We start from the raw sequence: 13,262 nt of genomic DNA, 5'->3' as shown, positions 1-13,262 counted from the left end.
TAGCCGGACGCGGTGGCCGGTCGCTGTGGCCGGTCGCTGCGGCCGGGACGCGCTGCCCCTGGCGCGGGGCGGCGTCGGCCGTCGTACGGGCGGCCGTGCTCCCCGGAAGGGACAGCGGGGAGCACGGCGCGAGCGCCCGCTCAGCTCACCGGTTGGTGAAGTCCGGTGTGCGCTTCTCGACGAACGCCGACATCCCCTCCTTCTGGTCCTCCGTGGCGAACACCGCGTGGAACAACCGGCGTTCGAACCGGACGCCCTCGGTCAGCGTGGTCTCGAAGGCCCGTCCGACGGCCTCCTTGGCCATCATCGCCACGGGTGCCGACATCCCGGCGACGGTCTCGGCGACGGCGAGCGCCTCCGCCGTCAGCTCCTCGCCCGGCACGATCCGGGAGACCAGACCGGCACGTTCGGCCTCGGCGGCGTCCATGGTGCGTCCGGTCAGGCACATCTCCATCGCCTTGGCCTTGCCGACGGCCCGGGTCAGCCGCTGGGAGCCGCCGATGCCGGGGATGACGCCCAGCTTGATCTCCGGCTGCCCGAAGACCGCCGTCTCAGAGGCCAGCAGGATGTCGCAGAGCATCGCCAACTCGCAGCCGCCGCCCAGCGCATGGCCGGAGACGGCCGCCACGGTCGGGGTGCGCACGGCGCCGAGGCGGTCCCAGGCCGCGAACCAGTCATCGAGATACATGTCCATATAGCTGCGGGGACGCATCTCCTTGATGTCGGCTCCGGCCGCGAACGCCCGCGGGGAACCGGTGATCACGATGCAGCCGGTGCCGGGGTCGCGGTCGAAGCTCTCGGCGGCGTCGACGACCTCGTTCATCAACCGGAGGTTGAGCGCGTTGAGCGCCTCGGGCCGGTCCAGGGTGATCAACGCGGTACGGCCCGTGCGTTCGGTGCGGATCGTCTCGTACGCGGCGGCGGACTCATCGGTCATGGCTCTGCTCCTCTCCCCCGGCGGCCCCGGTGACCTCGGTGGCCTCGGTGACCTCGGTGGCCTCGGTGGCCTCGGAACCCCCGGAGACCCCGGAGGGCTGCGGTGCCCGCTCCCTGATGCTGCGGACGATGGCGGAGAAGTCCGCCGTGCCTGACCCGTCGGCGGCGAACTCCGCGTACCTCCCGGCCGCGCGCAGACCGAACTCGGCGTCGATCCCGCCGGTGCGCACCGCGTTGGCGGCCAGGCCCAGGTCCTTGGCCATCAGCGCGGCGGCGAAGCCGGGACGGTAGTCACGGTTGGCCGGGCTTCCCGGAACCGGGCCGGGTACGGGGCAGTTGACGGACAGCGCCCAGCACTGGCCCGAGGCCGTCGACGCGACGTCGAAGAGCGCCTGGTGGGAGAGGCCGAGGCTCTCGCCCAGGACGAACGCCTCACTCACCGCGATCATGGAAATGCCGAGGATCATGTTGTTGCAGATCTTCGCGGCCTGGCCCGCACCGGCCTCGCCGCAGTGCACGGCCTTCTTCCCCATCGCCAGCAACAGCGGTTCGGCGCGGGCGAATTCGGCCGTGCCGCCGCCTGCCATAAACGTGAGAGTGCCTGCTTCGGCGCCCACCACCCCGCCGGAGACGGGCGCGTCGAGACCGACGTGGCCGGCCGTCCGTACGGTCTCGTGGACGGCACGGGCGTCGGCCACGTCGATGGTGGAGCAGTCCACGAACAGCGTCCCCGGCCGCGCGGCCTCCAGCAGACCCTGCTCCCGGTGGAGCGCGAGGACATGGCGCCCCTCGGGAAGCATCGTGATCACCACGTCCGCGTCCGAGGCCGCCCGCGCCGCCGACGGTGCGGCTTCGACGCCGCTCTCACGGGCCGCCGTCAGCAGCTCCGGGACGAGGTCGAAGCCCACGACGCGGTGTCCCGCCGCGACCAGGTTGGCGGCCATGGGTGCGCCCATGTTGCCCAGACCGATGAATCCGACGGTGCTCACGATGCCGCCTCCCGGGTGGAGTGACCGGCGGCGAGCGTGAGTTCGCGCTCGCCGAGGGGTGCGAGGAACCGGGCCACGGTCTCCTCCGGTACGTCCTCCAGCGCGGGCGGCGACCAGCGCGGGGAGCGGTCCTTGTCGATCACCTGGGCGCGGATCCCCTCCATCAGGTCCGGGGACGCCAGCGCCCGCAGCGAGATCCGGTAGTCCTGCTCCAGCACCCGTTCCAGAGAGCCGAGTTCGCGTGCCCGCCGCAGCGCGGCGAGGGTGACCTTCACGGCCGTCGGGGACTTGGCGCGCAGCGTCTCCGCCGTCTCCTTCGCGGCCGGCTCCCCGCTGTCGGTGAGCCGCCGCACGATCTCCTCGGCCGTCGGGGCCGCGTAGCAGCGGTCGATCCACTCCTGCTGCTCCTCCAGCGTCCCGGCCGGGGCCCCGCCGGCGTACCGTCGCACGACGTCCTGGACGGGGTCCCGGGAGAGATCCGCCACGAAGTCCCCGAGCCGGTCCGCCGGCAGGAAGTGGTCGGCCAGACCGCACAGCAGCGCGTCGCCCGCGCCGACCGGGGTGCCGGTGAGCGCCAGATGCGTGCCCAGCTCCCCCGGTGCGCGCGCCAGCAGACGGCAGCCGCCCACGTCGGGGACGAAGCCGATGCCCGTCTCCGGCATGGCGACGCGGGAGCGTTCGGTGACGACGCGGACCGAGCCGTGGGCCGAGACGCCCACGCCGCCGCCCATGACGATCCCGTCCATCACGGCCACGTACGGTTTGGCGCACCGGGCGATACGGGCGTTGAGCCGGTACTCGTCCGCCCAGAACGCGGCCGTCGCCGGGGCGCCCTGCCCGGAGCGCAGATCCTCGTGGATGGAGCGGATGTCGCCGCCGGCGCACAGGCCGCGCTCCCCGGCTCCGGTGAGCACGACCGTCTCGACGTCCGGGTCCGCCTCGCACCGCGCGAGAGCGTCGGTGAGGGAGCGGACCATCTCGTGGGTGAGGGCGTTGAGCGCCCTGGGCCGGTTCAGTGTCAGATACGCGGCGCGGCCCTCGGTGCGGACCAGGAGTGTTTCCGAACCGCTCATCGGGCGGCCCCGGTGAGTCCTCGGGCGACGATCAGACGCATGATCTCGTTGCTTCCTTCCAGGATCCGGTGGACCCGCAGGTCACGGACGATCTTCTCGATGCCGTACTCGGTCATGTAGCCGTAGCCGCCGTGGAGTTGGAGCGCACGGTCGGCGACGGAGTAGCCGGTGTCCGTGGCGAACCGCTTGGCCATGGCGCACAGGTGCGGCGCCTGCGGGTCGTCGCGGTCCAGCGCCTCGGCGGCCTGCCGCACCAGCGCGCGTGCCGCGGCCAGTTCGGTGGCCATGTCGGCCAGCCGGAAGCGGAGCGCCTGCGCGGTCAGCAGCGGCGCGCCGAACGCCTCCCGGTCGGCGAGGTAGGACTGGCTGCTGTGCAGGGCGCTCTGCCCGCCGCCCAGCGAGCAGGCGGCGATGCCGAGCCGTCCTCCGTTGAGCCCGTTCATGGCGATGCGGAAGCCCTCGCCCTCGGCTCCCAGGCGCCGGTCGGCGGGGATGCGGACCCCGTCGAGGAGCACCTGCCGGGTGGGCTGGGCGTTCCAGCCCATCTTCCGTTCGTCGGGGCCGAAGGAGACGCCGGGATCGTCGCGCCGCACGAGGAACGCGGTGACGCCGCGCGGTCCTTCGCCTCCCGTACGGGCCATGACGACGTACGTCTGCGAGGCGCCGGCGCCGGAGATGAACTGCTTGACGCCGTTCAGCACATAGGCGTCGCCGTCGCGTTCGGCGCGTGTCCGCAGGGCCGCGGCGTCCGATCCCGCGCCGGGCTCGGTGAGGCAGTAGCTGCCGAGCTCCTCCATGGAGCACAACGCGGGCAGCCAGCGGGCCCGTTGGGCCTGGTCGCCGTACCGGTCGATCATCCAGGCGACCATGTTGTGGATGGAGAGATAGCCCGCGATGCTGGGGCAGCCCGTCGCCAGCACCTCGAAGATCAGGACGCCGTCGGCCCGGGTGAGCCCGGAGCCGCCCGCGTCCTCGGCCACGTACACGCCGCCCAGCCCCATGCCCGCGGCCTTGCGCAGCACGTCCACGGGGAAGTGCCTGTCCTGGTCCCAGGCGACGGCGTTCGGGGCGAGATGTTCCTGTGTGAAGTCCAATGTCGCCTCGACGAAGGCGAGTTGGTCCTCGGTGAGAGCCGGCACGTCCCTCACCTCATCGTCGGGATGGTGAAGGACGCGTCCTCCTTGACCCCGGAGGGCCAGCGCGACGTGACGGTCTTGGTACGGGTGTAGAAGCGGATCGCGTCGGGTCCGTGCTGGTTCAGGTCCCCGAAAACGGACGCCTTCCAGCCGCCGAAGGTGTGGTAGGCGACGGGCACCGGGATGGGCACGTTCACGCCGATCATTCCGGTCTCCACCCGGCGGCTGAAGTCGCGCGCGGTGTCGCCGTCCCGGGTGAAGATCGCGACGCCGTTTCCGTAGACGTGTTCGGAGGGCAGCCGCAGCGCCTCCTCGTAGTCCCGTGCCCGCACCACCGACAGCACCGGGCCGAAGATCTCCTCCCGGTGGATGCGCATGTCCGGGGTGACACGGTCGAAGAGCGACGCTCCGGCGAAGAACCCCCTCTCGTGTCCGGGGAGCGTGAAGTCCCGGCCGTCCACGACGAGTTCGGCGCCCTCGCGCACACCCAGGTCCACGTACTCGCGGACCCGCCGCAGGGCGTCGGGGCCCACGAGCGGCCCGAAGTCGGCGTCCGGGTCGTCGGACGGCCCGATGCGCAGCGCTGCGATGCGCTCCTTGAGCCGGGTGACGAGCGCGTCCGCGGTCTCCTCGCCGACGGGTACGGCCACCGAGACGGCCATGCAGCGCTCACCGGCGGATCCGTACGCGGCGCCGATCAGCGCGTCCACCGCGTTGTCCAGATCGGCGTCCGGCATCACGATCATGTGGTTCTTGGCGCCGCCGAAGCACTGGGCCCGCTTGCCCCGCGCGCCCGCCGCGGCGTAGATCTCCGCGGCGACGGGCGTGGAGCCGACGAAGCCGAGTGCCTGGACGCGGGGGTCCTCCACGAGGGCGCCGACCGCCTCCTTGCCGCCGTTGACAACGTTCAGCACCCCGGGCGGAAGGCCCGCTTCGACGAAGAGTTCGGCCAGGCGCAGCGGCACGGACGGGGCGCGCTCGGACGGCTTGAGGACGAAGGCGTTGCCGCACGCGAGGGCGGGCGCCGCCTTCCACAGCGGGATCATGGCGGGGAAGTTGAACGGGGTGATGCCCGCGACGACGCCGAGGGGTCTGCGCAGCGAGTGCACGTCGATCCCGGTGCCCGCGTTGTCGGTGAACTCCCCCTTCAGCAGGTGCGGAATCCCCGCGGCGAACTCGACGACCTCCAGGCCGCGCTGGATGTCGCCGTGTGCGTCGGGGACGGTCTTGCCGTGCTCCGAGGAGAGCAGCCGCGCCAGCGACTCCCGTTCCTCCTCGATGAGTTGGAGGAAGCGCAGCATCACGCGGGCGCGCCGCTGCGGGTTCCACTCCCCCCACTCGCGCTGTGCCCCGGCGGCGTCGGCCACCGCCGCCTCGGTCTCCGCCGCGCTCGCCAGCGGTACGCGGGCCTGGACGTCGCCGGTGTTCGGGTCGTAGACGTCGCCGAAGTCCCCGGAGATTCCGGGTGCGGGGCTTCCCGCGACGAAGTGCGTCAGTTCACGGACCATGGATGCCTGCTCTCGTCAGGTAGGGATCCGGGGATGGGCGGCACCCGCCGCGACGGGACCGGGCACGGTGCGCACGACGGCGCACCGGCAGGCGGACCCGCCGTACCGGGAACTGCGGAACGCGACAGCGGTCGCGTCAGGGAACGGGAGAAACCACTCCCCGCACGGGATCACCTCGGCCGTGGGCACACAGGGCTGCCATGCGTGTCTGCTCCATCCTCGTGGACAACACGGAACACCCCACGGCCGGTATCCTGGCTCCCGGATCGCCGCGCGCCGTCTGCCTTCCCGACGTTCACACCCGTCAGTGGCGTTGCTTCGACGACGCACTACCCGGTCACAGTGGCGGGACCGCGCCGGATTCACACCGGCTTCCCTGACACCGCGGGCTCTGGCCGTGAACATATAGTTGGACGTCCTACTAAGTCCAGTGCCCCACGCCGCCGTTCGCCGACGCGGCCGGAACTCGCCGCGGGGCGGCGGATGTTGCCTCCGCGCGCCGGTTCGCCGGCACGGACTCCGTACGCCCACAAAGCACAACCCCCGTGCGTTCCACGGCAGTTGGGGCCGCACGGAGCCCCGGCACGGCGGGCGCAGAGCGGCCTCGGAGCTGTCCCGCCCATCGCCTCCGAGCGCTACATGTGGGGTGGATGCATCCTCGCGTCAACTAGATGTAGTGTTGCCTCTGCTGATGGTTCGCGCGGGGCACCGCCCCGTACGAGGCAAGAGGGAACCCGGTGTGAATCCGGGACTGCCCCGCAGCGGTGAGTGGGAACGAGCACCGTTCCGCCCCGGGAGATCCGGGGCGGGCCATGGCACTGGGCGCCGTCGACGGCGCCTGGGAAGCCGCGGTCGGTAGGTGCGCCGGACGAACTTCCGGCGCGTGCCCACGAGTCCGAAGACCTGCCATCGGTGCGCGCGCCTTCCGGGCGTGCGCGCTCCGAGGCCCCGAGGGAGGGCCGCGTGGCGTGCGGCAGGTCCGGCGATACCGCCGGGGCCTGCGGGCTCTCGATGCCTCCCGCGCCTGCCCGCCCTCTCGCCTCGGACGTACGAGGTACGAGCGCGAGGAGACGGCATGGAGTCAGCAGCACGGTCGACGGCGACGAGCGTCGCACCCACCCCGGTTCACCCCGCGCCACGCAAGGTGCTGCGGCGGGACGGGACCACCGCCCCGTACGACGCCGACCGGATCGGCACGGCCATCACCAAGGCGTTCCTCGCCGTGGAGGGCGCGGCGGCGGGCGCGTCCGACCATCTCCGGCCGCAGGTCGCGGAGTTGACGGGGCAGGTCGGTGCGGCCCTGCTGCGGCGCGGCGGCGCCGACCGCTCGCCGCACGTCGAGGAGATCCAGGACCAGGTCGAACTGGCCCTGATGCGCGCGGAGTTGCACCAGGTCGCACGCGCCTATGTGCTCTACCGGGAGCGCCGGTCCGAGGAGCGGGAGAAGGCGGAGGCGCAGGAGCCGGCCGTGGTCTCCGCCGCGCCGCGGATCACCGTGCGCGGTCCGGAGGGCGACGCACCGCTGGACGAGGAGCGGCTCGCACGGGTGGTGACCGACGCCTGCCAGGGCCTGTCCGACGCGCGGCCCGGCCCCGTCCTGGAGGAGGTGCGCCGCAACCTCTACGACGGCATCACCGCCGACGAACTCGCCCTGGCCCAGGTCATGGCGGCCCGCACGCTGGTGGAGCGCGAACCGGAGTACGCGTACGTCGCCGCGCGGCTCCTGCTGGACAAGCTGCGGGCCGAGGCGGTCAGCGAGCTGCGGGGCGAACCGCACCGTCCCGACCAGCGGGCGATGGCCGCGGACTACCCGCACTACTTCGCCTCGTACGTCGAACGCGGCGTCCAGGAGGGCCTGCTGGACGAGGAGCTGGGCCGCTTCGACCTGGCCCGGCTGGGTTCCGCGCTGAAGCCCGAACGGGACCTGGATCTACAGTTCCTGGGCCTCCAGACGCTCTACGACCGGTACTTCCAGCATGTGCGCGGCGTACGGATCGAGCTGCCGCAGGCGTTCTTCATGCGGGTCGCGATGGGGCTGGCGCTGCGGGAGGACGACCGCGAGGCGCGGGCCGTCGAGTTCTACGAGCTGCTGTCGTCCTTCGACTTCATGTGCTCCACGCCCACGCTGTTCAACTCCGGTACGCGGCGCCCCCAGTTGTCCTCCTGCTTCCTCACCACGGTGCAGGACGACCTGGAGCACATCTTCCTGTCGCTGCGCGACAACGCCCTGCTGTCCAAGTACGCGGGCGGGCTGGGCAACGACTGGACGCCCGTACGGGGCATGGGCGCGCACATCAAGGGCACCAACGGACGGTCCCAGGGCGTCGTGCCGTTCCTGAAGATCGCCAACGACACGGCCATCGCCGTCAATCAGGGCGGTAAGCGCAAGGGGGCGGCCTGCGCGTATCTGGAGACCTGGCACATCGACGTCGAGGAGTTCCTCGACCTGCGCAAGAACACGGGCGACGACCGGCGCCGCACCCACGACATGAACACCGCGAACTGGGTGCCGGACCTCTTCCTCCAGCGCGTCGAGGCCGACGCCGAGTGGACGCTCTTCTCGCCCGACGAGACGCCGGACCTGCACGACCTGTACGGCAAGGAGTTCGCCGCGCGCTACGAGGAGTACGAGGCGGCCGCGGACCGGGGCGAGATCCGGGTGCACAAGCGGCTGAAGGCCGTCGATCTGTGGCGGCGGATGCTGACGATGCTCTTCGAGACCGGGCATCCGTGGATCACGTTCAAGGACGCCTGCAATCTGCGCTCCCCGCAGCAGCACGCCGGCGTCGTGCACTCCTCCAACCTGTGCACGGAGATCACCCTGAACACCTCGCGGGACGAGGTGGCGGTCTGCAACCTCGGCTCCGTCAACCTCGCCCGGCACGTCGGGCCCGAGGGGCTGGACACCGAGCGGCTGAAGCGCACGGTCACCACCGCGGTGCGGATGCTCGACAACGTCATCGACATCAACCACTACACCGTGCCGCAGGCACGCCGCTCCAACGAGCGGCACCGTCCGGTCGGACTCGGCCTCATGGGATACCAGGACGCGCTGTTCACGCTGCGCATCCCCGTCTCCTCGCCGGAGGCCGTCGAGTTCGCCGACCGGAGCATGGAGCAGATCAGCTTCCACGCCGTGTCCGCCTCCGTGGATCTGGCGGCCGAACGCGGCCCGTACGAGAGCTTCGAGGGCTCCCTGTGGTCGAAGGGCGTGCTGCCGATCGACTCCGTCGCCGTCCTCGCCGGGGCCCGCGACGGCGACCTGGAGATGGACACCGGCACGACCCTGGAGTGGGACGCGCTGCGCGAGCGCGTACGGACGACGGGCATGCGCAACTCCAACGTGATGGCGATCGCCCCGACCGCGACGATCGCCAACATCACCGGCGTCAGCCAGTCCATCGAGCCGCAGTTCCGCAACCTCTTCGTCAAGGCCAACATGTCGGGCGACTTCACCGTCACCAACCCGCATCTGGTGCGCGATCTGAAGGAACGCGGGCTGTGGGACGACGTGATGATCAGCGACCTGAAGTACCACGACGGTTCGCTCGGCGCCCTCTCCCGCATCCCGGACGATCTGAAGGCGCTCTACGCCACCGCGTTCGAGATCGATCCGGAGTGGCTGGTCAAGGCGGCCTCGCGGCGGCAGAAGTGGATCGACCAGGCCCAGTCGCTGAACCTCTACCTCTCCGCGCCCAGCGGACGGAAGCTGGACCGGCTCTACCGGGCGGCCTGGCGCTCCGGCTGCAAGACCACGTACTACCTGCGTGCGCAGAGCGCCACCCATGTGGAGAAGAGCACCCTGGCGACCACGGACGGCAAGCTCAACTCCGTTCCGGTCGCGCCGGCTTCATCTGCCGCGTCGCCGGCACCGTCGCCGTCGGCTTCGCCCTCACCGTCGTCCTCGCCGTCGCCCGTGACCGGCGCCTCGGCGGCGGCCACCGCGTCCGTACCGGCCGCCTGCTCGGTCGAGGACCCGGAGTGCGAAGCCTGCCAGTGACGCGCCGCTGACGCGGGCGCCCGCCCGTCCCGTACCCGTATGCGACCTGTGTACGGGCCGGGGCGCGGCGGGCGCGGCCCCGACTCCCGTACGGATTCCGCCCGTACGCCTCTCCTGTACGGCGGATTCCACCCGTACCGCAGATCTCGCCCCTGCGGCAGACAGACCCCGGAGGACACACCATGACCACCGACACCACCGCCCTCGCCCAGCCCCAGGTCGACCCGACCGGGCTCGGGGACATCGACGTCGACGCCTCACGCGTCAACGTCGAGGACAAGTCCATGATCAACGCCCGTGCGGACGTCAACCAGTTGCTGCCGCTGAAGTACGGCTGGGCCTGGGAGAAGTACCTCGCCGGCTGCAACAACCACTGGATGCCGACCGAGGTCTCGATGCAGGCCGACCTGGCGCTGTGGAAGTCGCCCGACGGGCTGACGGAGGACGAACGGCACGCCATCAAGCGCAACCTGGGCTTCTTCGCCACCTCGGAGTCGCTCGTCGCCAACAACCTGGTGCTCGCGGTCTACCGGCATCTGACGAACCCCGAGTGCCGCCAGTACCTGCTGCGCCAGGCGTTCGAGGAGGCCGTCCACACCCACACCTTCGAGTACATCTGCGAGAGCCTCGGCCTGGACGAGGGCGAGATGTTCAACATGTACCGCGAGGTGCCCTCCATCACCAACAAGGCAGCCTGGGCGCTCCAGTTCACCAAGGACCTGGGCGACCCCGAGTTCACCACCGGCACCCCCGAGAGCGACCAGCAGTTCCTGCGGGACCTCATCGCCTTCTACGTCGTCTTCGAAGGGATGTGGTTCTACACGGGCTTCGCCCAGATCCTCTCCTTCGGGCGCCGCAACAAGATGGTCGGCATCGCCGAGCAGTACCAGTACATCCTCCGCGACGAGTCCATCCATCTGAACTTCGGCATCGACTGCATCAACCAGATCAAGATCGAGAACCCGCATCTGTGGACCCCCGCGTTCCAGGAGGAGATCCGCACGATGCTCACCGAGGGCTGTGAGCTGGAGATCGCCTACGGACGCGATGTGATGCCGCGCGGCATCCTCGGTCTCAACTCCGAACTGTGCGACCAGTACATGCGGTTCATCACCAACCGCCGGTGCGCGCAGCTCGGGCTGGAGCCCGTCTTCGCCGCGACGGAGAACCCGTTCCCGTGGATGAGCGAGGCCATGGATCTGAAGAAGGAGAAGAACTTCTTCGAGACCCGCGTCATCGAGTACCAGAACGGCGGTTCGCTGGAGTGGGACTGACGCGCTCGCGGGGCCCCCGCCGGGAGGGCCCGGCCGATCCGGCTCACCCGGCGGATCCGGGCCGTACGGCGGATACGGCCCCTCCGCTGCGGCGGGTCCCGCGGCCCCGCGTGGCCCGCCGGGCGGGGCGGGCCACGCTGCTCGGCCCGGCCTTCGTGGCCGCCGTCGCCTACGTCGACCCCGGCAACGTCGCCACCAACGTCAGCGCCGGAGCGCGGTTCGGCTATCTGCTGCTGTGGGTCGTGGTGGCCGCCAACCTCATGGCCGTGCTGGTGCAGTACCTCTCGGCGAAGCTGGGGCTGGTCGCCGGGGCGTCCCTGCCGCACGTCCTCGGCCGTCATCTGCCGCGCGGCGGACGGCTGTCGTACTGGGCGCAGGCCGAAACCGTCGCCATGGCCACCGACATCGCCGAGGTCGTCGGCGGTGCCATCGCCCTGCAACTGCTCTTCGGACTGCCGCTGCTCGCCGGCGGAGCGGTGACGGGCGTGGTCTCCACGCTTCTGCTGCTGGTCAAGGACCGCCGGGGCCAGTCCGCCTTCGAGCACACCGTGCTCGCCTTCCTCGCGGTGATCGCGGTGGGCTTCGTCGCGGGCCTCGTCGTCGAGCCGCCCGCCGCCGAGGCGGCGACCGGGCTCCTTCCGGCGTTCCAGGGCACGGGCAGCGTGCTGCTCGCCGCGGGCATCCTCGGCGCGACCGTCATGCCGCACGCCGTCTATCTGCACTCCGCCCTCGCCCACGACCGCCACGGCCACCTCCCCGAAGAGGCCCGCCGCACAAGCCTGTTGCGGGCCACGCGCTGGGACACCGGTCTGTCCATGCTGATCGCGGGCAGCGTCAACGCCGCGATGCTGCTGCTGGCCGCGGGCGAACTGCGCGGCATGCCGGGCACCGACACGCTGACCGGCGCCCATGCCGCGGTCACGTCCTCTCTCGGCCAGACCGTGGGAGTCCTGTTCGCCCTCGCGATGCTGGCGTCGGGCCTGGTCTCCACGTCGGTCGGCTGCTATGCGGGAGCCGTGATCATGGACGGTCTCGTACGGCGCCGCATCCCGCTGCTGCTGCGCCGCGCGCTCACCCTCGCCCCCGCCCTCGCGCTGCTGGCCGCGGGCAGCGACCCCACGCAGATCCTCGTCCTCTCCCAGGTGGTGCTCTCCTTCGGCATCCCCTTCGTCCTCGTCCCGCTGGTAGTGCTCACCAGCCGGCGCCGGTGGATGGGGACGAGCGTGAACCATCCGGCCACGACCGCGCTGGCCGTCCTCGTCACGGCGGTCGTCATCGTCCTCAACGCCGTGCTGGTGTGGCTGCTGGCGACGGGGCGGGGGTGAGAGGTCCGGGGAGGCGGGCCTGAAGTCGCCGTCTGGCGGCGGCCGTTCGCTGCCCGTACGATGCCGGTGCGTCCATGTGTGAATGGACACCGACAACTGAATGCGTACGCGTCCGGGGAAAGCCGGTGGGAATCCGGCACTGACCTGCAACCGTGAACGGCAGAACGCTGAGTCCTCTGCCGTGAGTCGGGCCACCCGGCGTGCTGCGTGCACAGCTTCTCACTGTCATGGTCTGCAGCGTGGAGCCCTTCCGAGCCGTTCCGGGGCCCCTGCCGCGTTCGTCACCACCGCACGAATGCAGGTACGGGGCTTTTCTGCGGGGCGGTCCCGGGCAGGGGGCCTCGGTCGCGGCCTGCCCGGAAGGACTCTCTCCCCATGGTCGTCAGACCCGGGGCCGCGAAGACCGCGGCCCTCGCCGCCGTCGCCGTCGCCGGGGCGGCGCCGTGGCTCAGCCCGCCCGCGTCCGCCGCGACGTCGCACGCCGTCGATCTACGCGCGGTGAAGGGGAGTTCGGGCTACTGCAAGGACAGCGACGGCGTCACCGTCGTCGTCGACTTCCAGGAGCTCGGTGGCGGGACCGTCGTGCGCTGTGCGCGCGGGAGCCAGTCCACCGGTCTGTCGGCGCTGAAGAACGCCGGGTTCGGGATCACCGGGACGAACCGCTGGGGCGAGGCGTTCGTCTGCCGTATCGAGGGCAAGCCCGGCGCGGAGAGCGAACCGTGCATCGACACCCCTCCCACCTCGGCCTACTGGTCCTACTGGCACTCCTCCAACGGGGGCACCTGGAAGTACAGCCAGTCCGGCGTGACCAACAGGACGCCGCCGAAGGGGAGTTTCGAGGGGTGGTCCTTCTCCAAGGACAAGTCGGAGTCGACGAGCCCTCCGCCGGGTGTCGCCCCCCGGCGTCCCGGCGGCGGAGGCACGGGCGGTGGAGGCAACTCCGGTGGCGGCGCGGGGACTTCGGGCGGAAGCGGCTCCGGTACGGCGTCGGGCGGCGCGCCCGCCGGCGGCGGCGAGGGCG

At 71.3% G+C, this 13,262-nt stretch carries 9 protein-coding genes and 3 riboswitches; of the genes, 4 read left to right on the top strand and 5 right to left on the bottom strand.

Annotated features, from left to right (window positions below; translation table 11 throughout):
- Positions 1–145: 145 nt before the first annotated feature.
- The 5 genes from AN218_RS24255 to AN218_RS24235 are packed head-to-tail and all read right to left on the bottom strand — an operon-like array spanning position 146 to position 5,642.
- Positions 146–937: an enoyl-CoA hydratase gene (locus tag AN218_RS24255; RefSeq protein ID WP_070019063.1), complete on the bottom strand. Its 792-nt coding sequence runs from the start codon at positions 935–937 to the stop codon at positions 146–148.
- Positions 927–1,928, bottom strand: a complete 1,002-nt coding sequence (gene mmsB / locus AN218_RS24250) for a 3-hydroxyisobutyrate dehydrogenase (protein WP_079132527.1) — start codon at positions 1,926–1,928, stop codon at positions 927–929. The genes AN218_RS24255 and mmsB overlap by 11 nt, the downstream gene beginning before the upstream one ends.
- Complete coding sequence (locus AN218_RS24245) at positions 1,922–2,998, bottom strand: enoyl-CoA hydratase/isomerase family protein (RefSeq protein ID WP_070019062.1); 1,077 nt, start codon at positions 2,996–2,998, stop codon at positions 1,922–1,924. Before AN218_RS24245 ends, mmsB begins: the two co-directional genes overlap by 7 nt.
- On the bottom strand, positions 2,995–4,137 hold the full coding sequence (locus AN218_RS24240) for an acyl-CoA dehydrogenase family protein (RefSeq protein WP_070019066.1): 1,143 nt from the start codon (positions 4,135–4,137) through the stop codon (positions 2,995–2,997). Before AN218_RS24240 ends, AN218_RS24245 begins: the two co-directional genes overlap by 4 nt.
- Positions 4,138–4,142: 5 nt before the next feature.
- Positions 4,143–5,642, bottom strand: coding sequence for a CoA-acylating methylmalonate-semialdehyde dehydrogenase (locus AN218_RS24235; protein ID WP_070019061.1), 1,500 nt, complete (start codon positions 5,640–5,642; stop codon positions 4,143–4,145).
- Positions 5,643–5,869: 227 nt separating this feature from the next.
- Positions 5,870–6,057: riboswitch (cobalamin riboswitch) on the bottom strand.
- 260 nt (positions 6,058–6,317) lie between these two features.
- A riboswitch (cobalamin riboswitch) is annotated at positions 6,318–6,567 on the top strand.
- Between the two features lie 150 nt (positions 6,568–6,717).
- On the opposite strand from AN218_RS24235, the gene AN218_RS24230 reads away from it, so the two are divergent.
- The 4 genes from AN218_RS24230 to AN218_RS37585 form a co-directional block, all read left to right on the top strand.
- Complete coding sequence (locus tag AN218_RS24230) at positions 6,718–9,642, top strand: ribonucleoside-diphosphate reductase subunit alpha (RefSeq protein ID WP_079132526.1); 2,925 nt, start codon at positions 6,718–6,720, stop codon at positions 9,640–9,642.
- Between the two features lie 182 nt (positions 9,643–9,824).
- Positions 9,825–10,916, top strand: a complete 1,092-nt coding sequence (locus tag AN218_RS24225; RefSeq protein WP_070019060.1) for a ribonucleotide-diphosphate reductase subunit beta — start codon at positions 9,825–9,827, stop codon at positions 10,914–10,916.
- Positions 10,917–11,026: 110 nt separating this feature from the next.
- Positions 11,027–12,241 carry an Nramp family divalent metal transporter gene (locus AN218_RS24220; RefSeq protein ID WP_171908778.1) on the top strand — a complete coding sequence of 405 codons (1,215 nt, stop codon included), beginning with the start codon at positions 11,027–11,029 and terminating at the stop codon, positions 12,239–12,241.
- 47 nt (positions 12,242–12,288) lie between these two features.
- Positions 12,289–12,455: riboswitch (cobalamin riboswitch) on the top strand.
- Between the two features lie 161 nt (positions 12,456–12,616).
- A partial coding sequence (locus AN218_RS37585) for a hypothetical protein (protein ID WP_216311799.1) occupies positions 12,617–13,262 on the top strand: 646 nt, incomplete at its 3' end.

Source organism: Streptomyces nanshensis (assembly GCF_001751255.1).
GTDB lineage: Bacteria > Actinomycetota > Actinomycetes > Streptomycetales > Streptomycetaceae > Streptomyces > Streptomyces nanshensis_A.
The sequence above is the reverse complement of the archived record's forward strand: the minus strand, read 5'-3'. Positions and strand labels throughout refer to the sequence as shown.

Bases quoted from the DNA above. Each gene is read 5' to 3' on its own strand.
- AN218_RS24255 (WP_070019063.1), bottom strand. From the start codon at position 937: ATGACCGATGAGTCCGCCGCCGCGTACGAGACGATCCGCACCGAACGC.
- AN218_RS24245 (WP_070019062.1), bottom strand. From the start codon at position 2,998: ATGAGCGGTTCGGAAACACTCCTGGTCCGCACCGAGGGCCGCGCCGCG.
- AN218_RS24235 (WP_070019061.1), bottom strand. From the start codon at position 5,642: ATGGTCCGTGAACTGACGCACTTCGTCGCGGGAAGCCCCGCACCCGGA.
- AN218_RS24230 (WP_079132526.1), top strand. From the start codon at position 6,718: ATGGAGTCAGCAGCACGGTCGACGGCGACGAGCGTCGCACCCACCCCG.
- AN218_RS24225 (WP_070019060.1), top strand. From the start codon at position 9,825: ATGACCACCGACACCACCGCCCTCGCCCAGCCCCAGGTCGACCCGACC.